This is a genomic window from Bradyrhizobium sp. 63_E2_N1_3 (genome assembly GCF_052076005.1).
Lineage (GTDB): Bacteria > Pseudomonadota > Alphaproteobacteria > Rhizobiales > Xanthobacteraceae > Bradyrhizobium > Bradyrhizobium barranii.
Genome location: NZ_CP197235.1, coordinates 2,258,917 through 2,282,618 on the forward strand (window position 1 = coordinate 2,258,917; position 23,702 = coordinate 2,282,618).

At 64.5% G+C, this 23,702-nt stretch carries 20 protein-coding genes; 11 read left to right on the forward strand and 9 right to left on the reverse strand.

Going from position 1 to position 23,702, the window contains the following annotated elements; genetic code table 11:
• Nucleotides 1-138: 138 nt before the first annotated feature.
• The 9 genes from AB7531_RS10575 (at nucleotide 139) to AB7531_RS10615 (ending at nucleotide 9,055) form a co-directional block, all read left to right on the forward strand.
• A complete protein-coding gene (locus tag AB7531_RS10575; RefSeq protein WP_063981661.1) occupies nucleotides 139-1,242 on the forward strand; it encodes an ABC transporter substrate-binding protein in 1,104 nt (367 codons plus the stop codon).
• Nucleotides 1,220-2,242, forward strand: a complete 1,023-nt coding sequence (locus AB7531_RS10580; protein WP_063981662.1) for an ABC transporter permease — start codon at nucleotides 1,220-1,222, stop codon at nucleotides 2,240-2,242. Before AB7531_RS10575 ends, AB7531_RS10580 begins: the two co-directional genes overlap by 23 nt.
• Nucleotides 2,236-3,036: an ABC transporter ATP-binding protein gene (locus tag AB7531_RS10585; RefSeq protein WP_063981663.1), complete on the forward strand. Its 801-nt coding sequence runs from the start codon at nucleotides 2,236-2,238 to the stop codon at nucleotides 3,034-3,036. Before AB7531_RS10580 ends, AB7531_RS10585 begins: the two co-directional genes overlap by 7 nt.
• Nucleotides 3,030-4,202, forward strand: a complete 1,173-nt coding sequence (locus AB7531_RS10590; RefSeq protein ID WP_063981664.1) for an acyl-CoA dehydrogenase family protein — start codon at nucleotides 3,030-3,032, stop codon at nucleotides 4,200-4,202. The genes AB7531_RS10585 and AB7531_RS10590 overlap by 7 nt, the downstream gene beginning before the upstream one ends.
• A gap of 29 nt (nucleotides 4,203-4,231) precedes the next feature.
• The gene (locus AB7531_RS10595; protein ID WP_063981665.1) at nucleotides 4,232-5,332 is read left to right on the forward strand and encodes an LLM class flavin-dependent oxidoreductase; all 1,101 of its coding nucleotides are present in this window, start codon (nucleotides 4,232-4,234) and stop codon (nucleotides 5,330-5,332) included.
• Nucleotides 5,329-6,267 (forward strand): ABC transporter substrate-binding protein, encoded by a 939-nt coding sequence (locus tag AB7531_RS10600; protein WP_063981666.1) that lies wholly within the window; start codon nucleotides 5,329-5,331, stop codon nucleotides 6,265-6,267. The genes AB7531_RS10595 and AB7531_RS10600 overlap by 4 nt, the downstream gene beginning before the upstream one ends.
• A 306-nt stretch (nucleotides 6,268-6,573) precedes the next feature.
• Nucleotides 6,574-7,419, forward strand: a complete 846-nt coding sequence (locus AB7531_RS10605; RefSeq protein ID WP_063981667.1) for a CmcJ/NvfI family oxidoreductase — start codon at nucleotides 6,574-6,576, stop codon at nucleotides 7,417-7,419.
• A 102-nt stretch (nucleotides 7,420-7,521) separates the two neighbouring features.
• Nucleotides 7,522-7,836, forward strand: coding sequence for a septal ring lytic transglycosylase RlpA family protein (locus AB7531_RS10610; protein WP_063981668.1), 315 nt, complete (start codon nucleotides 7,522-7,524; stop codon nucleotides 7,834-7,836).
• 49 nt (nucleotides 7,837-7,885) lie between these two features.
• Nucleotides 7,886-9,055 (forward strand): Gfo/Idh/MocA family protein, encoded by a 1,170-nt coding sequence (locus tag AB7531_RS10615; RefSeq protein ID WP_441279944.1) that lies wholly within the window; start codon nucleotides 7,886-7,888, stop codon nucleotides 9,053-9,055.
• A gap of 204 nt (nucleotides 9,056-9,259) precedes the next feature.
• Here AB7531_RS10615 and AB7531_RS10620 read toward each other — a convergent pair whose 3' ends face one another.
• The 8 genes from AB7531_RS10620 to AB7531_RS10655 form a co-directional block, all read right to left on the reverse strand.
• The gene (locus AB7531_RS10620) at nucleotides 9,260-10,570 is read right to left on the reverse strand and encodes an ABC transporter substrate-binding protein (RefSeq protein WP_063981670.1); all 1,311 of its coding nucleotides are present in this window, start codon (nucleotides 10,568-10,570) and stop codon (nucleotides 9,260-9,262) included.
• Nucleotides 10,571-10,726: 156 nt separating this feature from the next.
• Nucleotides 10,727-11,776, reverse strand: coding sequence for a methyltransferase (locus AB7531_RS10625; protein ID WP_063981671.1), 1,050 nt, complete (start codon nucleotides 11,774-11,776; stop codon nucleotides 10,727-10,729).
• Nucleotides 11,777-11,964: 188 nt separating this feature from the next.
• Nucleotides 11,965-13,200, reverse strand: a complete 1,236-nt coding sequence (locus tag AB7531_RS10630; RefSeq protein ID WP_063981672.1) for an ABC transporter substrate-binding protein — start codon at nucleotides 13,198-13,200, stop codon at nucleotides 11,965-11,967.
• A 41-nt stretch (nucleotides 13,201-13,241) separates the two neighbouring features.
• A complete protein-coding gene (locus tag AB7531_RS10635) occupies nucleotides 13,242-14,720 on the reverse strand; it encodes an ATP-binding cassette domain-containing protein (protein ID WP_063981673.1) in 1,479 nt (492 codons plus the stop codon).
• Complete coding sequence (locus tag AB7531_RS10640) at nucleotides 14,720-15,646, reverse strand: branched-chain amino acid ABC transporter permease (RefSeq protein ID WP_063981674.1); 927 nt, start codon at nucleotides 15,644-15,646, stop codon at nucleotides 14,720-14,722. Before AB7531_RS10640 ends, AB7531_RS10635 begins: the two co-directional genes overlap by 1 nt.
• A gap of 1 nt (nucleotide 15,647) precedes the next feature.
• Nucleotides 15,648-16,523, reverse strand: coding sequence for a branched-chain amino acid ABC transporter permease (locus tag AB7531_RS10645; protein ID WP_063981675.1), 876 nt, complete (start codon nucleotides 16,521-16,523; stop codon nucleotides 15,648-15,650).
• Between the two features lie 102 nt (nucleotides 16,524-16,625).
• Nucleotides 16,626-17,840 (reverse strand): ABC transporter substrate-binding protein, encoded by a 1,215-nt coding sequence (locus AB7531_RS10650; RefSeq protein WP_245328639.1) that lies wholly within the window; start codon nucleotides 17,838-17,840, stop codon nucleotides 16,626-16,628.
• A gap of 299 nt (nucleotides 17,841-18,139) precedes the next feature.
• Entirely contained in the window at nucleotides 18,140-19,240 is a 1,101-nt protein-coding gene (locus AB7531_RS10655) for an NAD(P)/FAD-dependent oxidoreductase (protein ID WP_063981677.1), read from the reverse strand.
• A gap of 225 nt (nucleotides 19,241-19,465) precedes the next feature.
• Here AB7531_RS10655 and AB7531_RS10660 point away from each other — a divergent pair, with 225 nt between their 5' ends.
• Nucleotides 19,466-21,355: a peroxidase family protein gene (locus AB7531_RS10660; protein ID WP_063981678.1), complete on the forward strand. Its 1,890-nt coding sequence runs from the start codon at nucleotides 19,466-19,468 to the stop codon at nucleotides 21,353-21,355.
• A gap of 87 nt (nucleotides 21,356-21,442) precedes the next feature.
• On the opposite strand, the gene AB7531_RS10665 is transcribed toward AB7531_RS10660, so the two are convergent.
• Nucleotides 21,443-22,660 carry an SMP-30/gluconolactonase/LRE family protein gene (locus AB7531_RS10665; RefSeq protein WP_063981679.1) on the reverse strand — a complete coding sequence of 406 codons (1,218 nt, stop codon included), beginning with the start codon at nucleotides 22,658-22,660 and terminating at the stop codon, nucleotides 21,443-21,445.
• Nucleotides 22,661-22,965: 305 nt separating this feature from the next.
• On the opposite strand from AB7531_RS10665, the gene AB7531_RS10670 reads away from it, so the two are divergent.
• Nucleotides 22,966-23,211, forward strand: coding sequence for a hypothetical protein (locus tag AB7531_RS10670; protein WP_063981680.1), 246 nt, complete (start codon nucleotides 22,966-22,968; stop codon nucleotides 23,209-23,211).
• Nucleotides 23,212-23,702: the final 491 nt, after the last annotated feature.

Consider the following 23,702-nt stretch of genomic DNA (forward strand, 5'->3'; position numbering starts at 1 on the left):
GCATGATTTGCGCATCGCATCAATCGGCGTGGTAAGCGCCCGCGAAAATTATTCTCTCAACGCAGCTCCACATGGAACATGCGCAACGCGAGACGTTGCGTGAATGGCGGAGCTGTGCCAGCGCAGGAGTGGAGACTGATGGGCAACGACAACAAGGGCAGCGGATCGGGCATCGACCGGCGTCATTTGCTGCAGGCGGGGCTTGCGGCGGCATTCGCCGCGCCGCTTGGTGCCTTTGGTGCAGCCCAGGCCTTTGCGCCACAGGCGATCGCGCCCGGTGTCGATCTCTCTGAGTTTCCGCTGTGCCGGACGGCCGCGGATGGCCCCGTCCTCACCGGCGCGCCGCGCAAGCTGAAACTCTCCTGGAACGCCGGCGCGGTCTGTCTCGCCCCGGTGCCCGTCGCCATCGAGCACGGCTTCTTCCAGAAGCACAATCTCGACATCGAGCTCATCAACTATTCCGGCTCGACCGACCAGCTGCTCGAGGCGATCGCAACGGGAAAGAGCGATGCCGGGCTCGGCATGGCGCTGCGTTGGCTGAAGCCGCTGGAGCAGGGCTTTGACGTCAAGATCGCCGCCGGCACCCATGGCGGCTGCATGCGCGTCCTGACCCGCGCCGACTCCAACCTGAGCAAGCTCGCCGACCTCAAGGGCAAGATCGTCGCGGTCGGCGACCTCGGTGGCCCCGACAAGAACTTCTTCTCCATTCAGCTCGCCAAGCTCGGTATCGACCCGGTCAAGGATGTCGACTGGCGCGCCTATCCCGGCAACCTGCTCAACGTCGCCGTCGAGAAGGGTGAGGTGCAGGCTTTCCTGTCATCCGATCCGCTGGGCTATCTCTGGCTCAAGGACAGCCAGTACAAGGAAGTCGCCTCCAATCTCGACGGCGAATATCGCGACAAGAGCTGCTGCATCCTCGGCCTGCGCGGCTCGCTTGTGCGCGAAGAACCTCAAGTCGCGCGCGCCCTGACGCAGGCGCTGCTCGATGCCGCGATGTTCACCGCGCAGAACCCGACCGTAACGGCGAAGTCGTTCCAGCCTTATGCGCCGAAGACGGCATCACTCGCCGATATCGAGGGCATGGTGCGCTACCACACCCACCATCATCATCCCGTCGGTGAAGTGCTCAAGCGCGAGCTGAAGTCCTATGCCGACGATTTGAAGAGCGTCCAGGTCTTCAAGCAAAGCACCGATACCGCCAAATTCGCGGAGCGCATCTATGTCGACGTATTCGCTGTCTGACGGCCTCGCCTCCGGCGCGCCGCGCCTCTCGCGCGCGCCGGTTCTTGCGAGCTGGGTCCGGGAATCCGGCGTCGGCATTCTCGCCAGCGTCGCGTGGATCGCGTTCGGCCTGTCCTGCCTGTGGTGGGAGGATGTCGGCGACTGGTCGCGGACGCATTCGCTCGGCATCGCCGCCTTCATCGTTGCCGCAATCGCCTTGTTCGGCACCGTCGGCGCCGACTACCTCGGCTCCGCCGGTAAGGCCTTGCGCCAGCGCGCGCCCTGGCTCGTGGCGCTCGGCGCATTCCTGACGCTGTGGGAGGTGGCCACCGCAAAATTCGCCTGGCTGCCGCTGCCGTTCTTCCCGCCGCCGCAGTCGATCATCGAGGTCTATACCGACGATCTGCCAAAGCTGCTCGACAGTGTCTTCGCCTCGGTCAAGCTGCAGCTTGGCGGCTATCTGATCGGCGCCACGGTCGGCTTCCTGACCGGCGTCTCGATCGGCTGGTCGCGCGCGGTCGGCTATTGGGTGCATCCGGTGCTGCGCTTCATCGGCCCGCTGCCGGCAACCGCCTGGCTGCCGATCGCCTTCTTCACGTTCCCGTCGAGCTGGAGCGCCTCGACCTTCCTGATCGCGCTCGCGACCGGCTTCCCGGTCACCGTCTTGACCTGGTCCGGCGTCGCGAGCGTCAGCAACGCCTATTACGACGTCGCACGCACGCTCGGCGCAAAGCCGTCCTTCCTGGTGCTGAAGGTCGCGATCCCTGCGGCACTCCCGCACGTCTTCGTCGGCCTGTTCATGGGCCTCGGCTCGTCCTTCGCCGTGCTCGTCGTGGCCGAGATGATCGGCGTGAAGGCCGGGCTCGGCTGGTATCTGCAATGGGCGCAGGGCTGGGCCGCCTACGCCAACATGTATGCGGCGCTGATCGTGATGTCGCTGCTCTGCTCCGGCGCCATCACGCTGCTGTTCGCCATCCGCGATCGCCTGCTGGTCTGGCAGAAGGGGACCGTGAAATGGTAGCCGCAACCGCACTGGCCGAAATCGCGCCCCCGCCGGCCGCCGGCGCCGCGCTCGACATCGAGCAGGTCAGCCACGCCTTCGACATCGATGGCACTGAGCTGCCTGTTCTCAGCGACGTCAGCGTCTCCGTTGAGCCGGGCGAGTTCGTCGCGCTGCTCGGCCCCTCCGGCTGCGGCAAGTCGACCTTGCTCCGGCTCGTCGCCGGCCTCGACCAGCCCAAGGCCGGAACGCTCCGCGAGGACGAGGCGCGCATCACCCGGCCGCATCCATCGCGCGTCGTCGTGTTCCAGGATCCGACCCTGTTTCCCTGGCGGTCGGTCTGGGACAACGTCGCCCTGGGCCTCGAGGCCCAGGGCATTTTGAAGAGCCAGCGGCAGCGTGTCGATGACGCGCTCGATCTCGTTGGTCTGTCGTCGTTCCGCAATGCTTATCCGCATCAGCTCTCCGGCGGCATGGCGCAGCGCGTCGCGCTCGCCCGCGCGCTCGTGAATGATCCAAAAATCCTGATCCTCGACGAGCCGCTCGGCAAGCTCGACTCGCTGACCCGTATCACCATGCAGGCCGAGCTCGTCTCGCTCTGGCAGCGCAAGGGCTTTACCACGCTGCTGGTGACGCATGACGCCGAGGAAGCGCTGGTGCTCGCCAACCGCGTCATCGTGTTCAGCGACCGCCCGGCGCGGGTGCAGGCCGACATCCGTGTCGACCGGCCCTATCCGCGCCATCGCGGCGATCCATATCTCGCGGATCTGCGCCGCCAGATCCTCGGCTTGTTGGGATTGGACGCTACATGGTGACCTCTGTAGCCAAGGGCCGGGCGGCCCATAGCGAGCCCGACTACATCGCGCGCGCCGAGGCGCTGGCCGAAGGCTTTGCTGCGCGTGCAGCCGAGCACGACCGCACCGGCAGCTTTCCCTTCGAGAATTTTCGCGAGCTGTCCGAGGCGGGCTTGCTGTCGCTGACGGTGCCGGCCGTTCATGGCGGCGCCGGGGCGGGCGCACGATACGCCGCGCGCGTCATCGGCATCATCGGCAAGGCCGATCCTTCGACCGCCTTGGTGCTGTCGATGCACTACATCAACCATCTGGTGATGGGGCGCAGCCCGACCTGGCCGGCGAAGCTGTCGCGCAAGCTTGCGCGTGAGAGCGTCGAGGGCCTCGCACTCGTCAACGCGCTCCGCGTCGAGCCCGAGCTCGGCTCGCCCGCGCGCGGCGGCCTGCCGGCGACGATCGCGCGCCGCACCGAGACCGGCTGGCGCCTGACCGGTCACAAGATCTATTCGACGGGGTCGCCGATCCTGAAATGGTATCTGGTCTGGGCGCGGACGGATGAGGCCGAGCCGCGCGTCGGCCAGTTCCTGGTGCCGGCGGGACTGCCGGGCACCCGCATCGTCGAGACCTGGGATCATCACGGCCTGCGCGCCAGCGGCAGCCATGATGTCATCTTCGACGATGTCGTGATCCCGCTTGATGCCGAGGTCGATGTCCGCAATCCCCAGGAGTGGCGTGCGCCCGACATCGCGCAGGCGACCGTCCACACAGTGTTCGTCGCCGCGATCTATGACGGCGTTGCCCGCGCCGCGCGCGACTGGTTCGTCCAGTTCCTGAAGCAGCGCGTCCCCGCCAGCCTCGGCGCGCCGCTTGCGACCTTGCCACGGGCGCAGGAGATCCTCGGTGCCATCGAGGCCAGGCTCGCAGTCAATGCACGGCTGATCGAGACGTTCGCCCGCGACTTCGACGAAGGCGTCGATCTCTCCACCGGCGAATCCAACGTGATCAAGCTGACGGTGACCAACAACGCCGTCGCCGTGGTCGAGGATGCACTATCGCTGACCGGCAATCACGGCCTGTCCCGCACCAATCCGCTGGAGCGGCACTATCGCGATGTCTTGTGCGGCCGCGTGCACACGCCGCAGGACGATGCCACCCGCACCGGCCTCGGCCGCGCCGCATTGGGCCTCTAGCTTTCAGGACAACAAACAGGGAGACGATCATGTCGATCGAGTTCATCGGCTTCATCAGCAACAACAATTCGTCCGAGACCGTCGTTCGCGAAGGGCCGGTCCTCAACCCCACCCACATCGAGACGGTGGCCAAGGCGCACGAGAATGCCGGCTTCGACCGCGCCCTGCTGGCGTTTCATTCGACGACGCCGGACGCGCTCCAGATTGCCCAGCACGTGCTGGGCGTCACCGACCGCCTCAATGTGCTGATCGCGCAGCGGCCGGGCTTCACCGCGCCGACGCTGCTGGCGCGCCAGTTCGCCGTGCTCGACCAGTTTTCCCGCGGCAGGGTCGCCCTGCATGTCATCACCGGCGGCAATGCGACCGAGCTTCGGCAGGATGGCAACACGCTCGACGACAAGGACGAGCGCTACGCCCGCACCTCCGAGTTCCTCGATGTCCTCAAGCTCGAATGGACCAGCGACAAGCCGTTCACCTACAAGGGCAAGTACTACCAGGTCGAGAACGCGTTCTCGCAGGTGAAGCCGTATCGTCCCGAGGGCATCCGGACTTATTTCGGCGGCGCTTCGGATGCGGCGATCGAGGTCGCGGGCAAGCATGCCGACACCTTTGCGCTGTGGGGTGAATCCTATGCCCAGGTGCGCGACGTCACCTCCCGCGTCCACAACGCGGCGGTTCGTCAGGGACGGCCGACGCCGCGTTTCAGCCTCTCGGTGCGGCCGATCATTGCCTCGACCGAGAAGCAGGCCTGGGAGAAGGCGGAAGAGATTCTGGCACGTGCCACCGCGCTCCAGGACAAGACCGGCTACCGCAAGCCCGCCGACGGCCATGCCACGGCCGGCGCGCGGCGCCTGCTCGCGCTCGCCGACCAGGGCAGCCGGATCGACAAGCGGCTCTGGACCGAGATCGCCAAGCTCACCGGCGCCAACAGCAACACCACCGCGCTGGTCGGCACGCCCGAGCAAGTCGCCGAAGTGTTCGGCGACTATTACGATCTCGGCATCAGCCACTTCCTGATCCGCGGCTTCGATCCCCTGATCGACGCCATTGAATATGGCCGCGAGCTGATCCCGCTGACGCGCGAGCTGGTCGCCAAGCGCCAGGCCGTTCGCGGCGAGGCGGCGGAATGATCCGTCTCATGCTGGCCGGTGCGCTGCTGTTCGGCTCGTTGGAGCTCGTAGCGGCGCAAACCACCTTGCGCGTTGGCGACCAGAAGGGCAACTCGCAGGCCGTGATGGAAGCGGCAGGCGTGCTCAAGGACGTCCCGTACAAGATCGAGTGGAAGGAGTTTCCGGCGGCGGCACCGCTGCTGGAGGCGCTCAGCGCCGGCGCGATCGAGACCGGTATCGTGGGCGATGCACCCTTCACTTTCGCCGCCGCCTCCGGCGCGCCGGTGAAGGCGATCGCCGCGATCCGTCAGACCCGCGAGGGGCTCGCCATCCTCGTGCCCGAGAATTCGCCGATCAAGTCCTTCGCCGACCTGCGCGGCAAGAAGATCGCGACCGGCCGCGGCTCGATCGGTCATCAATTGATCCTCGCTGCGCTCGAGAAGAACGGCTGGGCTGGGTCCGACGTGCAGATCGCGTTCCTGGCGCCGTCCGATGCCAAGATCGCCTACACGCAAGGCTCCGTCGATGCCTGGTCGACCTGGGAGCCTTATGTGAGCCAGGAGGAGGTGCTGTTCAGATCGCGCCGTGTCATCACCTCGGAGGGCCTGACGCCGGGGCTGAGCTTCCAGGTCGCACGGCCCGACGCCATCCGCGACAAGCGCGCGGAGCTGACGGACTTCATCCGGCGCCTCACGGCGGCGCGGGCATGGTCGCTGAGCAACGTCGATAGCTATGCCGCGACCTGGGGCAAGCTGATGAACATCCCGACCGCCGTGCCGCAGAACTGGCTGTCGCGCGCAAAGATCCGCATCGCGCCGATCGACGACGGCGTGGTCGCGGACGAGCAGAGCACGATCGACCTCTATTTCCGCTGGGGCCTGATCAAGCAGAAGCTCGATGCGGCCGAGATCGTCGACCGTTCGTTTGCGGATGCGATCGCCAAGGCGGGATTGTAGTGCGCGCTTTCCCTCTCCCCTTGTGGGAGAGGGTGGCTCGCCGCGTAGCGGCGAGACGGGTGAGGGGTCTCTCTCCGCGTACCACCTCTCGCGATGGAGCTCGCGGATAGATACCCCTCATCCGGCGCTCGCGCCACCTTCTCCCACAAGGGGAGAAGGGGAGTAGCGTACGCCGGGTTACCCTCGAAACATTTCTTCTGCGTTCCTCACCGCCGACAACAGCCCCATTGCTATTTGCATCGCCTCGCTTGCACCACACCGCATCCCCGCAAAAATCACACAGACGACCACATCGGGAGACCGGCCATGGGCCTGCAAGAAACAAAAATCGAATCGCTTCCCTTCGTCACTGCTGAACTCAACTACCTCGCGCCGGTTTCCGGCAAGCCGCGCACCTATGCTTTCGATCCGCCGCCGGGCGAGCCCAAGAGCACGTCGTTGCCGGAGCCGCATCAGGTCCCGATCTTCGATGCGCGCCTGATCGCGGACGATTTCTCGCTCGATCGCGAGGGCTTTGCGCTGGTGCGTCACCCGACGCAGGTGAAGGACTTTTACAACGACGAGGAAATCCGGGCGGTCTATTACCCCGCCGTCGAGGCGTTCCTGCGGGCGACGCTGAAGGCCGATCGGGTCGTCATCTTCGATCATACCGTGCGCAGGCGTGTCGAGGGGGCGGCGGATATTCGCGATGGCGGCCCGCGCCAGCCTGCGACGCGCGTCCATGTCGACCAGACCGCCGTCTCCGGCGCCAACCGCGTGCGTGAGCATCTGCCCGACGAAGCCGACGCGCTGTTGAAAGGCCGTGTGCAGGTGATCAACCTCTGGCGGCCGATCCGCGGACCCTTGCGCGATTCACCGCTGGCGATGGCAGACGGCACGACGGTTGCGCCCGACGATCTCGTCGCCTCCGATCTGATCTATCCCAATCGCCGCGGCGAGACCTATTCGGTGAAATACAATCCGAACCACCGCTGGTTCTATTTTCCGGAGATGACGCCGGACGAGGCGCTGCTGCTCAAGTGCTACGATTCCGCAACCGACGGCCGGACGCGGTTCGGGCCGCATACGGCCTTCGTCGATCCGACCACGCCGGCCGATGCGGCTCCGCGCGAAAGCATCGAAGTCCGCACGCTGGTGTTCCATAAACAGTAACAATGTGTGATGGCACTGCCGGGCGCGCCCGGCAGTGTTCCTGGAACTTACCGGAACAAATCGACGTTTGCAGCGCCGGGCAGGGCAACCGGGAGCGGTGCCGTGCGAACGCAGACGACGCTTTTCTTCAGTCTGGCCACTTTTTCGCTTTCTGCATTTTCTGTCGCGCAAGCCGAAAGCGGGCTTGCCTCATACTACGGCTACGGAAAAGCCGGTAAGGGCAGCGAACTGACCTGCGCTCACCGCACGCGCCCGTTCGGCACCGTGCTGAGAGTCTCCTACGGCAGCCGGTCGATCCAGTGCCGCGTCAATGACCGCGGTCCCTTCATCCGCGGCCGGATCGTCGATCTCTCGGTGCCGGCGGCCAAAGCGCTCGGCATGATGAGTGCCGGCGTGGTGCGGGTCTCGGTGGAATAGGCTGGCCGTCGCGCTATAGTGCCGCCCAACGCAAGGGTAAGGGGGGGCTATGGCCAGGATTCGGGTGGGGCTTGTCGGCTGCGGCTTCGTGTCGGAGCTGCACGTGTATGCGTTCCGCCGCGTCTACGGTGTGGATGTCGAGGTCGCGGCGGTCGCGGCGCGCAGCGATCATGTCGTCGAATTCGCCGGCCGCCACGGGATTCCGCGGGTCTATCGCAGCTTCGCCGAACTGATCGCGGACCGCGAGCTCGATGTCATCGACATCTGCACCCCGCCCAATCTCCATGCCGACATGATCGTCGCCAGCATGCAGGCCGGCAAGCACGTGATCTGCGAGAAGCCGTTCGCCGGCTATTTCGGCCGTGCAGGCGACGCGCAGCCGATCGGCAAGCATGTACCGAAGGCGCTGATGTATGAGCGGGTGCTGGAGGAGATGGACGCGACCCGCGCCGCGATCGAGCGCACCGGAAAGCTCTTCATGTATGCGGAGGATTGGGTCTACGCGCCCGCGGTGACCAAGACCGCGGAGATCATCAGGGCGACGAAAGACAAGATCCTGTTCATGAAGGGTGAGGAGAGCCATTCCGGCTCGCACGCCGCGCATGCTGCGCAATGGGCGATGACCGGCGGCGGCTCGCTGATCCGCATGGGCTGCCATCCGCTCTCGGCCGTGCTTTATCTCAAGCAGGTGGAGGCCAGGGCGCGCGGCGAAACCATCCACGTCGCCAGCGTCACCGGCGATGTCGGCAACGTCACGGCAGCCCTGAAGCCCGAGGAGCGCACTTACATCAAGGCCAATCCGGTCGATGTCGAAGATTGGGGCACGCTGACGGCGACCTTCTCCGACGGCACCAAAGCGACGGTGTTTTCCGGCGACATGATCATGGGCGGCGTGCGCAATCTGATCGAAACCTACACCTCCGGCGGTTCGCTGTTCGCCAACATCACCCCGAACACGCATCTGATGAGCTACCAGACCAGCGAGGAGAAGCTCGCCAGCGTCTACATCACCGAGAAGGTCGACCGCAAAACCGGCTGGCAATATGTCTGCCTCGAGGAGGAGTGGACGCGCGGGTACTTGCAGGAGATCCAGGATTTCATGGAATGCGCCGCGAGCGGGAGGCAGCCGCTGTCGGACCTGGCGCTGGCGTATGAGACGATCAAGGTGAACTACGCGGGCTACTGGGCCGCGGAGGAGGGACAGCGGGTGGTGTTGTAGGGCCGCTGAAGAGACCGCAGGCACGCTGCCATCCCTTCTCCCCTTGTGGGAGAAGGTGGCGCGGAGCGCCGGATGAGGGGTCTCCCTCCGCGAGTTCGAACGTAAGAGATTTGCTTGCGGAGATAACCCCTCACCCGCCTCGCCGCTACGCGGCGAGCCACCCTCTCCCACAAGGGGAGAGGGGAAGAGACCGTCCGCATCACCTCACGCCCCGTAGGTCGAGCCCTTCGGCAGCGGAAACACCGGGTCCTGCGTGCGGATGTTGGTCGGCCACACCACCGAGATGCGCTCGCCGGCGTTCTGCATCACCACCGGCGTCGAGCGCTCGTTCTGGCCCGACAGCGGCGTGCCCGGCGGGAAGAACTTGACGCCGTAGCCCTGGATGGTGCCGCCGGCGGGAATGTCGACGTCGAGCGCGGCCTTGCGGATGGCCTCGGGATCGAAGCTGCCGTATTTCTCCTTGGCGACCGGCAGCACGTTGTTGAGCAGCACCCAGGTCTGGTTGAAACCCATCGAGCAGTGTGGCGGCACTTCGGTCGCGCCGGTCCTGGCCTTGTAGCGCGTGACCATGGCGTTGGTCAGATCGCCGATGCCCGGTGCGAGCTTTGCGGGATCGAGCAATTGCGCGGGGACCGGATCGATGTTGCAGAAATTGTCGATGTCGGCGCCGAAGGTCGCGCGCAGCTTGTCGAGCTGGCTGTAGCCGGCGCCGGCGCCGAACAACATCTTGAAGCGCAATCCGCTCTCGCGCGCCTGGCGCAGGAACAGGGTGATGTCGGGGTTGTAACCGGCATGCGAGATCACGTCGGCCTTGGCGCGCTTGATTTTCGTAACGAGCACCGACAGGTCGGGCGCCGAGGCGGAGTAGCCCTCGCGCAGCACCACCTGGATGCCGGCCTGCTTGGCATAGGCCTCGTCGGCCGCCGCGACGCCGACGCCATACGGGCCGTCCTCGTGGATCAGCGCGACCTTGACGTCCTTCGGATCCATACCGAGCTTGCCTTGCGCATGCTCGGCGAGGAAGCTCGCGAAGGCCTGGCCATATTGGTCGGAATGGATCTGCGCTCGAAACACGTATTGTAGGTTCTTGTCCTTGAACACGGCGGTCGAGACCGCGGTCGTGATCCAGAGGATCTTCTTCTGCTGCTCGACCTTGGCCGCGAGCGGCACCGCATGCGAGCTCGCATAGACGCCGTTGATGATGTCGATCTTCTCCTGACTGATCAGGCGTTCGGCCTCGTTGATCGCAACGTCGGGTTTGCTCTGGGAATCCGCGGCGACCGGAGCAATCTTGGTCTTGCCGCCGACACCGCCTTTCTCGTTGACGAGATCGATCGCGATCTGCGCGCCGATTGACGAGGCGACCGAGCCGCCGGCGGCGAAGGGGCCGGTGAGGTCGTAGATCAGGCCAATGCGCAAATTCTCGGCTTGCGCCTGGGCCCGGGTCCAATCGAGGCTGAGTGCAGCGGCGGCAGCCGCAGTGCTCTTCAGCAGCTGCCTGCGTGAAGTCGGCATCCTATCCTCCCTCAAAACCCGTCTGTTGATTGGTCTTGTTATTTTTTTGCGAATTATGGGGAGCGGGACGATGGAAAGTCAACATGGCGAAAGGTCGATAGGCGGGTCATGGCGCAGAACGCAACTGCGAAGACGCATCGAGCGATCTGCCCGACTTCAGTTCGTGTCGGAGCGCATCGCCTCGAATACCGCAAAGCCTGCGCCGTCGAGCAACGGCACCACCCTCGCCAATCGGAATCCGGCCTGCTCCAGCAGGGTTCGATATTCGGCGTCGGTGCGCTCCATGCCGGAGACATTGACCAGCATCTCCATGTCGATATGGAGCACGCGCATGGCGTCGCGATGATCTGGCTCGATCCGTCGTTCGATCAGCAGAACCCGAGCATGTCCTGGCATTGCCGCGCGAACATTTCGCAGGATTGCCAGCGATTGATCGTCGTCCCAATCATGGATGATCTGCTTCAGGATGTAGGCGTCTGCGTCTGCCGGAACGGTTTCGAAGAAGCTCCCGCCGATGATCTCACATCGGTTCCTGCCTCCAATCGCCTCCAGAGAAGCACCGGCTACGACATCGGGAAGGTCGAACAGCACGCCTTGCATGGTCGGGTGATCGGCCAGAATCGTTGTGAGCGTGAAACCATGTCCGCCGCCTATATCGACGATGCGGCCGATCCCGTGAAAATCGTAGTGCTTGAGAAGTGCATTGGCCAACCGGGCGGAGCTGGTTGTCATCGTCGCGTTGAAAATCGCGGAGAGCTCGGCGTCCTCGCGCAAATAGTCGAAGATCCCCGTCCCGTGTGCGTGATCGAAGGCATGCTGGCCGGTCTGTACGGAGTGCAGAAGATGGCTCCAGGATTGCCAGTGCGACTCGCTGAGCCATAGCCGCACCACCGGACAGATCGAAGCCGGGATATCGGCGCGGAGGGTAGACCCAAGAGGTGTCAGCGCAAACTGCTTCGGAGACGTCTCGTCGAGCAGGCCGGCACCGGCCAGGAAGCGAAGCAGCCGGTAAAGCGTCGGAGCATGGCTTCCGGTCGTTGTCGCCAGATCGTCGCAATGGCGCGGGCCTGCCGCCAGGTGATCCGGAATGCCAAGCTCGACGGCAACGCGCAGGGCCTGCGAAATGCGGTACCCACCGATCAGCCTGAATATCTGGGCGAAATCTTGAGGTGCGGGAGATTGTCCGGGAGAGATGCTTGCGTCCATCTGAGATGCTCCGCTTCATCACCGGCGGGGTACATGGCGGAGGTTGCGGCAAAACGTCAACGTGACCCAAGGTCGCTACGGGCCGGCCGCGGCGCAGCATGTTTCCTGAAGGACAAAGATTCTTGAAGAACAAAGAAAAAGCCCACCGCTCGCGAACGAGCGGTGGGCCTGATGCCGGGACGAGCCGGTTACTGCGACAGCTTCACGAAGGCTGGAAACTTCAGCTTGCCTTCCGCGATCTTCTCGGGCCAGACCACGACCTGCTTGCTGTCCTGCCACTGGAAGACGAGGCCGGACACGGTCGTGGGACCGGACTTGATGCCGTGGGTGAACTCGTCGTCCTTGCCGTAGAACTGGATGCGGCCGATCGTGCCCTCGTAGTCGGTCTTCTCCAGTTCAGCGACCATCTTGTCGGGATCGGTCGAGCCCGCGCGCTTGATCGCTTCGGTGATGAAGTAGACCTCGTCATAGGCGGTGTAGCCGGTATAGGCCGGCGGCGTGCCGAACTTGGCCTTGAAGGCGGCCGCGAACGGCTTCGTCTTGGCGGTCACGGCGACATCGGGCGTCGCCACCGCGAGCGACGGCACGCCGTCGGCGGCGCCATTGGTGTCCTTCCAGAAGGTCGGGCTCAGCGCCTGCGCGCTGATGCCGAACATCGGGATCGGCACCTGCTGGTTCTTCCACTGCACCGTCGGCTGCACGCCGACATGCGAGATGCCGGTGACGATCACGTCAGGCTTCTTGCCCTCGATGTTGTTGAAGATCGGCGTGAAGTCGGTGGTATCGGGCGAGAAGCGCACATGCTCCACGACCTTCAGGCCCGCCTTGGGCAGGCAGGCCTCGTAGCCGACGTCGAGCGGCTTCGTCCAGGCGGCGTCCTCGCTCATGATCGCGACGGTCTTGAACTTGAGCTTGTCGACCAGCAGATCCTTGGCGGCATCACAGACGAGCTGGGCTTGCGCCGCCGACGTCAGATAGCCGTGGAAAGTGTACTTGTTCTTCTCGTAGTCGTTGTGGATCGCCTTGGTGATCTCGTTCGAGGCGGCGCCCGGCGTGATCAGCGGCATCTTCAGCCGCGCCGCCCAGGGTTCGAGCGCCAGCACGACCTCGCTGATATAGCTCGCGATCACGGCCGACACCTTGTCCTCGCTCACCGCGCGCTGGAAGGCTCGCACCGAGTCGGCCGACGAGCTCTTGTTGTCATAGGTGACGATCTCGACCTTGCGACCGAGAATGCCGCCCTTGGCGTTGATCTCGTCGGCAGCGATCTGCGCGCCGCCCGGGGTCGCAGCGCCCGCGATCGACTGCACTTCGGCGATGACACCGATCTTGATCGGATCGTTCGACTGCGCGTAGGCGGGGGCGGCGAGGCACAGCGCCAGCGCGGAGGTGAGGAGGCTGCTGCCGAGGATTGAAGGTCGCATGGTCGTTTCCCTTTCTATGTTTTTTATTGATGTTGACGGACTTAAAGAAAATCGGCGCCGGCTTCGCTCGCGAAGCGGCCGGGATCGCCCTCCCAGACGATGCGGGCGTGCTCCAGCACATAGACGCGGTCGGCATGCGGCAGCGCGAAGGTGACGTTCTGCTCGCCGAGCAGCACCGTGATCGCGGTGGTCTGCCGCAGCTTCGTCAGCGCCTTGGACAATTGCTCGAGGATGACGGGAGCGAGGCCCAGCGTCGGCTCGTCCAGGATCAGGATCTGCGGCTGCATCATCAACGCGCGGCCGATCGCGAGCATCTGCTGCTCGCCGCCGGAGAGCGTTTGTGCCATCTGGCCCTGGCGCTCCTTCAGGATCGGGAACAGCTCGAACAGCCAGGCGAGCTGCGCGGCGCGCTTGTCGTCGGAGAGATGCTGGCCGCCGAGATCGAGGTTTTCGCGCACGCTCATCTCGCCGAACAGCTCGCGCGATTCCGGGCATTGCACGAGGCCGCTGCGCGCGATCTTCGCCGGGCTCGTGCCACGCAACTTGTCGCCACCGCGCACGATCTCGCCGCTATAGGGCAGGAAGCCGGAGATGGTGTTGAACAGCGTGGTCTTGCCGGCGCCGTTGAGGCCGACGATTGAGACGAACTCGCCCTCGTGGACGTGGATCGAGACGTTCTCCAGCGCCTGCGCCTTGCCGTAGAACACGCTGACATTCTCGACCTGGAGCAGCGGCACCTTGTCCTTGAAGCTGGTCTCGGGCCGCGCATGGGTTTCGATGGCGCCGCCGAGATAGACCCGGCGCACCGTCTCGTTCTTCATGACGTCGTCGGCCTTGCCCGTGACGATCTCCTCTCCGAGATACATCGCGAGCACGCGGTCGACCAGCGCTGCAACGCTCTTGACGTTGTGGTCGACCAGCATCACGGCGCGGCCCTCGTCGCGAAAGCTGCGGATCAGGTCGGAGAAGACGTCGACCTCCGCCCGCGTCAGCCCGGCAAAGGGTTCGTCCACCAGCACGACCTTCGGGTCACGCGCGATCGCCTTCGCAAGCTCCAGCCGGCGCAGATCGGCGAAAGGCAGCGTCGGCGGCCGGCGGTTCATCACGCTGCCCAACCCGACGCGGTCCGCGATCCATTTGGCGCGCTCGACCAGCGCCTTGTCCGGGAACAGCATGAACAGGCTGTCCGGCAGCAGCGCGACCATGATGTTCTCCAGCACCGTCTGCCGGTTCAGCGGCCGCGAGTGCTGGAACACCATGCCAAAGCCTTTGCGCGCGATCTTGTGCGCGGGCAGGCCAGCGACGTTCTCGCCCTCGAAGATGACTTCGCCCGATGTCGGGCGCTCGATGCCCATCACGCTCTTCATCGCGGTCGACTTGCCGGAGCCGTTCGGCCCGATCAGGCCGAAGATCTCGCCGGCGTTCACCTCGAAGCCGAGGTTCTTCACCGCCGTCAATCCACCAAAGCGTTTCGTCAGGCCGCGGACGTCGAGCACGGGCCGGTTTGCGATCATATCCATCACGAGCGCGCCTCACGCGAGAGGGCCGCTCCGAGGAAGCCGCCGGGGAAGAACAGCACGACGAGCAGCGCGACCGCCGAGACGATGAAGGTCGCGAGCTCGCCGGTGGGACGCAGGAATTCACCGGCGACGATCAGGAAGATCGCGCCCAGTGCCGCGCCAAGCACGGTGCGCCGGCCGCCGAGCACGGCCGAGACGATCACGTTCACGCCGACCGCGACGTCGACGACGGTACCGACCGAGGCGGTGCCGAAATAGAACACCAGCAGCGCTCCGGATAAACCAGAGAAGAACGCGCTGACGATGAAGGCGGCAAGCTTGTGCTTGATGATGTTGAAGCCGAGCGCGCCGGCCTGCACCGGATCCTGGCCGCTGGCCTGGAGCACGAGGCCAATCGGGGATTGCGACAGGCCGTAGAGGATCGCCGCCGAGATCGTCATGAAGCCGAGCGCGATCCAGTAGTTGGCGCCGGCGTTGATGGTGATGACGTCGGGGATGGTCAGGCCGATCTCGCCGCCGGTGAGATCGGCGAACACCACGATGAAATTCTGCAACATCAACACCGCGACCAGCGTGGTTAGGCCGAAATACGGCCCGCGCACGCGCAAAGCCGGCAACGCCAGCACGAGGCCCGCGATGACGGAGGCGAGCGCCCCCAGCACGATGCAGAGATAGACCGACCAGCCGAACTGGGCATTGAGAATGCCGGCGGTGTAGGCGCCGACGCCGATCAGGAAGGTGGGCCCGAAATTGACCTCGCCCGCGAAGCCGAACAGCAGGTCCCAGGCCATCGCGAACACGCCGAAATAGAACGCGACGGTAAGCAGGCCGAGCACGTAGCCGGAGACGTAGAGCGGCAGCGTCGCCGCGATGATGACGAGCGCGACCGAGATGAAGAACAGGCGGGAGGTGAAGAAGGTGGACATCTCAGCGCCTCCCCAGAAGGCCCTGGGGCCGGATATACATCACGAACACGAGCAGCAGCAGCGCCGGAATGGTGCGGTAGGCCGGCGAGACCAGATAGGCCGTCAACGTTTCGAGATAGCCGACGACGAAGGCCGCGATCAGCGAGCCGGAGACGCTGCCGAGGCCGCCGAGCACCACGATCGAGAACGCGCTCGCCGTCAGCGGTCCGACGCTGTAGGAGCTGACGCCCAGGAACATCCCGAGCAGCACGCCGGCGATGCCGGCGAGGATCCCGTAGATCCCCCACACCACGATGTAGATGTTGGTGAGCTCGAGGCCGAGTAGCGTCACGCCGCGCGGGTTCATCGACGCCGCCAGCACCGCCTTGCCGGTGCGGGTGCGATTCACGAGCAGCCACAGCAGCGCGATGACGAGGCAGCACACGATCGCCGTAAAGATCTCGTTCTTCGGCGTGCGGACGCCGAGGATCTCGACGACTCCCTCGACGATCGGCAGCACGGTCTTGGCGTTGTTGGTAAAGAAATAGGCGATCAGCTCCTGGATCATGATGCCCCAGAGCAGCGTTCCCGTGAGGACGAAGATCTCCTTCTCCTCATTGGGGATGCGCCGGGAGTCCTGAATGGGCTTCACCACTGCGAAATAGGTCGCAAAGGCGGTGAGGAGAGCGACGGCGACCCCGATCAGTGCACCGGCATAGGTGCCGACGTTGAGAATGCTGGCAGCGGCCCAGGCCGCCACCGCTGCGGCCACCATGATGGCACCGTGGGAGAGGTTGAGCACGCCGGAGACGCCGAAGATCAGGGTGAAGCCGGTGGCACCGAGAGCGTAGAGAGCGCTGATGGCAAAGCCATCGATCAATATCTGGAAAGCTCGCATCTATGATTGGCCGGGTGGCAGCCGAGCTGCCGCTTTGAGGAAAGGTGCTGCGGAGAGCCGCATGTGGAAGCTCCCGGGAGGTGGTCCCGGGAGCATGTCCTGCTAGTTGCTGAGCTTGATGAAGCTCGGGAACTTGACGTCGACCTTGGCGACGTCCTTGGGCCAGACCGCGCTCTGCTTGCCGTCCTGCCATTGCAGCATCAGCCCGGTGATCAGGCCCTTGCCATATTTGATCGAGTGGGTGAACGGATCGTCCTTGCCGTAGAACTGGACGCGGCCGATCGTGCCTTCCCAGTCGGTCTTCTCGAGCGCGGCGACGAGCTTGTCGGCGTCGGTCGAGCCGGCGCGCTTCACCGCGTCGGCGATGTAGTAGACCTCGTCATAGGCGGTGTAGCCGGCATAGGAGGGATAATTGCCGAACTTCTTCTTGAAGTTCTCCGCGAACGGCACCGATTTCGGCGTCACCGCGACGCCGGGCCCGGAGACGCCCTGATAGAGCACACCTTCGGCCGCCTGGTTGGTGTCCTTGCCGAAGGTCTCGTTGGTTGCCTGCGAGGAGATGCCGAACATCGGGATCGGCACCTGCTGGTTCTTCCACTGCACGGTCGGCTGCACGCCCACATGGGAGATGCCGGTGATGATCACATCGGGCTTGGAGCCCTCGATCTTGTTGAAGATCGGCGTGAAGTCGGTCGTATCGGGCGAGAAGCGGATGTGGTCGAGCACCTTCAGCCCGATCTTGGGCAGGCATTCCTCGTAGCCGACGTCGAGCGGCTTGGTCCAGGCGGCGTCCTCGCTCATGATGACCGCGGTCTTCATGTGCATCCTGTCGACGAGCAGGTCCTTGGCGCCGTCGCAGACCGAGAGCGCCAGCGCGGCGGAGGTCAGATAGCCGTGGAAGGTGTATTTGTTCTTCTCGTAATCGGCGTGAACGCTCTTGCTGATCTCGTTGGAGGCGGCACCCGGCGTGACGAACGGCGTCTTCAGCCGCGAGGCCCAGGGCTCCAGCGCCAGCACGACCTCGCTGATATAGCTGGCGATGACCACGTTGACCTTGTCCTCGTTCACCGCGCGCTGGAACGCACGCACTGAATCCGCCGACGAGGAATGATTGTCGTAAGAGATGATCTCGATCTTGCGGCCGTCGACGCCGCCATTGGCGTTGATCTCGTCGGCGGCAAGCTGCGCCGCCTGCGGAATGGAGGCGCCTGCGATCGCCTGCGCTTCCGCGATCACGCCGATTTTGAGGGGATCGGCTGCAAGTGCCGCGCCTGACGCTGCCATCATCGCGCCTGTTGCGGCCGCACCGAGCGCCATTCGCAATGCAACAGAGAGTCGTTTTTTCATGTTGTTCTCTCCCTTTGAACAGGCCTCTTGTGAGCCATTATGTCGCAACTATAACGGCGACGGCATTCTCGGCAAGTGAAACCGCGTTCAGGATTGGTAGAGACGGACTAAAGTCTAGCGCTGCGTAAATTGCGGGCAGGATAGGTGCGAGACACTCATGACGCGCGCAGGCATGCAGATTCTGTCGGCGGGCATGCGTGAGCGTCGAAGCCTTCCAGCGAGCGGTAGCCTGGCTCCATCCGGGCTACAAGACGCGCAGCGATGCCGGTTCAGCGCGCTTGCAGCAACGATGGATCGAGCGGCCTCAATCGGGCCGGATCGAATGGCGACAAGTCTACACGCGTCGCATCCTTGGCGATCAGCTGCGCCAGCGCTTCGCCGGTGGCGGGCGCATTGAGGATGCCCCAGACATTATGCCCGGTCGCAACATAGAGGCCTTCGCTCCGCGGCACCTTGCCGATCAACGGCAAGCCGTCCTCAGTCACCGGTCGGAAGCAGGCCTGCTGCGCGATGATCTTTTCGGGACGAAACAGTGGCGACAGCCGTTCGCACATGATTTGCAGGCGCGCGATCGCATCGACGTCCGGCGTTACGGCCGCCGGATCGAGCGGCAGCGGCGCGATGTCCGAGAGTGCGGTGATATGCGTGCTGCCATCGGCGCGTGGAAAGACCTCGATCGACACGGCGCTGCCGTCCTCGTCATACTCCAGGAACAACGCATCGGCCGGAACGTCGGGGCCGATGTCGTACACGATGCTCGGGCTGCGCTGGCCATAAACGGCGGGCAGGCGCATCCATTGCGCGGCTAGCAGCGACCATGGTCCCATCGCGATCACGACGGCGTCCGCCTCAACGAGGCTGCCTTCGACCTCGACACCCTTCGCGGTCGTCCCATTCGCGTCGCGCGCGATGCCCGTGATGCGGCCAACGCGAAGCTTGGCGCCTTGCGCGACTGCCGCGTTCATCACGGCCGACGTAAATTTGCGGGGATGAACGATCGCAGTCGTCTGCGTCGTACCGATGCGCTGCGCGATGACGACGCCGTTGGCGAGCCAGCCGAGCGCGGATGGTGCATTCCGGCGCGGATCGCCGTCGGACGCAACAAAGCCGCTATATGCGGTCATCGGGCGATAGCCCCAATCGCCGGCGATCTCCTGCGCCAGCTGCGCGTGAAGCGCAAAGCTCCGCCGCGCGAGTGCGTCGAGCGGCGAGCCGGCGCACCAGTCACGCGCCAGACAGCCGCCGGCCTTGCCGGAGGCTGCGGCCGCGACCTCGGTCCGTTCGACCACGATGACGTCGATGCCGTGGCGCCGGAGAAACAAGGCGGTGCAGGCCCCGATCACGCCGCCGCCGCAGATGATGACGCGCATGGCTTGTTCCTTGGATAGTGCTGCGCTGATGTGCGCAACATCGCCTGTTCGGCACGATCATTCAGGCCAAGATTGCCGCTTCGCCGCTAGAGGTGCAATTCTGTCGTATATCGAATGTCGTCACTCAACGATCATGCGAGCGTCATAAAGAATCATAAAAGCGTCATGCCGCAAGCCGCCAATGGAGCAGGCGCTGGGGCGGACACTCTACGGGGAGGGTAAACCATGGCGCTCAGATTCCGCAGCATCGACGGCTCCAACAACAATCGTGTGGATCCCACCTTGAACCAGGCCGACACCGACTTTGCTCGGCTGGGGCCGGCAAATTTCGTCGATGGGGTCAATGAAATGACGCGAGGTCCGAATCCGCGTGAGATCAGCAACATTTTCGTGGCGCAGACGGATATTGGCGATGGCGAGGAAGGCCCGCATCTGGTGGATGACGCCGGCGTCGCGCTGTCAGGCATGATGTATGCGTGGGGCCAGTTCATCGATCACGATCTGGATCTGCAGAAGGAGGGCACAGGCACGGATGATATCTCGATCAAGGTCCCGGCTGATGATGAGTTTCTGCCGCCCGGCAGCATGATCCCGTTGACGCGGGTGGCGATCGATCCTGCGACGGGGGTCACCGGGCACCCGGCAGCCGCGATCAATACGGTGACGGGTTGGCTGGACGGATCGCAGATCTACGGTTCCGACGCGGCCACCGCAGCGAGCCTGCGAACGGCCGACGGCCATATGAAGGTGTCGGCGGGAGACAATCTCCCGATCGTCGAGACCGAGCACGGCAACGTCTTTGCGGCCGGTGACGTACGGGCGCAGGAGAATCCCGACCTGACCGCCTTGCAAGTCTTGTTTGTGCGCGAGCACAATTACCAGGTCGATCGACTGCACGAGGACCATCCGAACTGGAGCGGCGACAAGCTATACGAGACGGCCAAGGCCATCACCACGGCCGAGATGGTCAACATCACCTACAACGAGTTCCTGCCGCATCTGTTGGGCGAGGGCGCCATCAAGCCGTACCAAGGCTATGACCGCACGGCGGACGCGCGGATCACCGAAGAGTTTGCCGGTGCGGCCTTTCGCTTCGGTCACTCCATCGTCTCCGACGAGATCAGTGCGACCAGCAATCTGGGCGCCTTTACGTCGGAGCAGACGCTGGCGCAATCGTTCTTCGAAGACACGGCGACTTTCAAGGCGACTGGTGCGGATGGCCTGCTGCGGCATCTGTCGGGGGACCTGGCCAACCCGCTGGACGCTCACATTGTCGATGGCTTGCGAAACCTCCTGTTCGATCCTCCGGACGGCATGGATCTGGCCGCGATCAATATCCAACGCGGCCATGATCTTGGGCTGGGTACACTGAACCAAACCCGGGAGGCGCTGGGGCTTGCGCCTTACACCAGCTTCGATCAGTTCAGCTCTGATCCGGCGACGGCAGCAGCGTTCGAGAAAGCCTATGGTTCGATCGATGCCGTCGATTTGTGGGCCGGTGGATTGGCTGAGGATCATGCGCCAGGAGCCGTCATCGGGCCCACCTTCGGCATAATCATCGCCGACCAGTTCGCCGCTTTGCGCGACGGCGATCGCTACTACTTCGAGAACCAGGGCTTCGATAAGCAGACCCTGAATGAGATAAAGAACACCACGCTGTCGGACCTCATTCTGCGCGACACCGATACCACTGCGATGCAGAGCGATGCCTTCGTCGCCACCGAGCGGCACAGCGGCACGCTGGGCGGCGTAGACCCGACCGGAGAAAAGGCTGCAGCAGGCATGGCGCAGCTTGTGGTCGGATCTCCCGGCAGGGATACCCTGACCGGCGGAGATCTGGATGACACGCTGGTCGCCGCGGCCGGCCGCATGACCATGACCGGAGGTGCCGGTGCCGACACATTCGAATTCGACCTTGGTGTTCTCGCAGGTAAGCACAACACCGCGGTCATCACCGACTTCGATCCCAAACAGGACAAACTGCAATTTTCGAACGACGTTCACGTCACGAAATCATCTGACCATCATGGCGGAACGCTGTTGCAGGTCGGCTCCGAGACCATCGACCTGCTGGGCGTAAAGCCGCATGAGATGCATCTTCACGAATGGGGATAATGCTGGGTCGCTTCAAACGAGCAATACAGCATCATTCGGCGCCGGCGGGGCACGCCGGCGCCGTGTCGTGATCCTGCTCGTCCCGCGTCAGCCTGGGCCGGCGCCTTGCGTCGCCGTGTACACGGCGTAGAGCGACTGGCTCGCGGCCATGAACAGGCGGTTGCGCTTGGGGCCGCCGAAGCAGACATTGCCGCACACTTCCGGCAGGCGGATGCGGCCGAGCAGCTTGCCCGCCGGCGACCACACCGTCACACCGCTATAGCCGACGGCGCGCCCGGCGTTGCTGGAGGACCAGACATTGCCGTTGACGTCGCAGCGCAGGCCGTCGGGCCCGCACTTCACCCCGTCGATCACGCAGTCGCTGAACTTCTTCACGTTGGAGAGCTTGTTGTCGGCGCCGACGTCGAACACGAATATCTCGCCCTTGCCGCCGGGCCCGGTGTCACCCGGTCCCTTGCCGGTCGAGGCGACGTAGAGCTTCTTGTAGTCCGGTGAGAAGCATAGGCCGTTGGGATCGGGCACTTGGTCCTCGGTGACGACGAGGTCGATGCGGCCACTTGGATCGATGCGATAGCAGTTGGTGGGCAGCTCGCGCTTGCCCGGCACGAAGCCGGCCGGCTGTCCGATCCGCGGATTGAGCTTGCCGCCTGCATTGCTCGGGCCGCCCGCCACGTCGGGCTCGCCTTCATAGAGCTGGCCGCCATAGGGCGGGTCGGTGAACCAGTAGCTGCCGTCGGGATGCGCGGCGATGTCGTTCGGCGAGTTCAGGCGTTTGCCCTGGTACGAATCCGCGAGCACGGTGGCGGTACCGTCATGCTCGTAGCGCGTCACCCGCCGGGTCAGATGTTCGCAGGAAAGCTGCCGGCCCTGGAAGTCGAACGAGTTGCCGTTGGAATTGTTGGAGGGCGTGCGGAACACGCTGACGCGGCCGTCGTCCTCGGTCCAGCGCATCTGCCGGTTGTTGGGGATGTCGCTCCAGAGGAGATAACGGCCCTGCGCGCTCCAGGCCGGGCCCTCGGCCCACAACAAGCCGGTGTAGAGGCGCTTGATCGCGGTGTTGGGCTGCGCCAGATCGTCGAAGGACGGATCGACGGTGATGATGTCGGGGTCCGAGAAATAAGTCGTCGGCGCGCCGTTGGGGCCGAAATCGCGCGGCGGGGTGGTGATCGTCGTTGGCGGGGCGGCAGGTCCGGTCTGGGCCAGCGCAGGGCCGGCCACGGTCGCCGCAGCGCCGAGCGCAAGTCCCCGCACAAGTGTTCGTCGTGAAAGCGCAGCATCCTGGTCACGCTGCTCTGGGCGTTTCATCGCGTCCTCCCGGTTATGTTCGGCTGGCCGGTTGATCCGGCCGAGCGGGCGAAGGTTAGTCCGGTCCGCGGCCGGTTGCGAGGGGCAGGTGCGCATCCTCCGCGCGATGGCAGGCTTGCGAAGGCTGGAACGCGGCGGCATTGCGGCGAGGCGAGGGCAGAAGCGGCAATTCGTCCCGGTCTCGTCGTTCGGGGCATGTCGTCGCGCTTTGCGCGGTTAACCGGTGCCGTTTTTAGGACCTGTCAAGCCTTGACCTCACGCGCGATGATGGCAGAACGTTTCCGGGGTATCAGCCGGAGTTCATTGTGTTAGCCGTTGTCGCACTGGTCATTGCGCTCGCCATCGCGTTCGCCGCCGGCTATTTCACCCGCGATCTCGCCTCCCGCAAACGACGCGCGGAGGCGCGCCGCTGGCGCGAATATACCGAGCCGGGTTGGCTCCGCGCCGCCGCACCCGCCAACACCAACGAGATCGTGCCCCCGGCCACCGGCGAGCTTGGCCAGATGCTGGATCGGTGGGAGAGCAGGGCCCGCGCCCGCCGCGCGGGATAGCCTGACCGCAACGCGGGTACGGGGTGCGACATCCGGACGACCTTCCCGTATATCGCTCCGGTCTCGTGGGTCCCTCGCGCTGCCCGGCGACACCGTCGTATTTCCAGCCTACGTAATTCGGATTTGCCGTATGAGCCGCGCGATGACGGACCGGTCGTCGCGCCGTACATTGCAGATCTGGCGGCAGGTCAGTCCTCCTGACCATCTTTTGGCGTTGCGGTTGCGGCCATTTCTCGTCTAGAAACGGCGCATCGAGCCTCCCGGCAACCAACCGTCAACGGTTTTGACCGAGGATTTGAGGGCTCAAAAGGGTCTGGCAATGCTGATTCGCGGCCAAATCGATGGGATTTCGGGGGAGGTGGCTCTGGCCGCCGCCACGATCCCGGCCGCGCTGCTGCCCACCCTCCTGATTGGCGGCCTTCTTCTTACTTGCCCCTGAGGGCCGGCTGGGCGCCACGCGCCTGGGCGCTCAGGGGTTGGTCGAGATCACC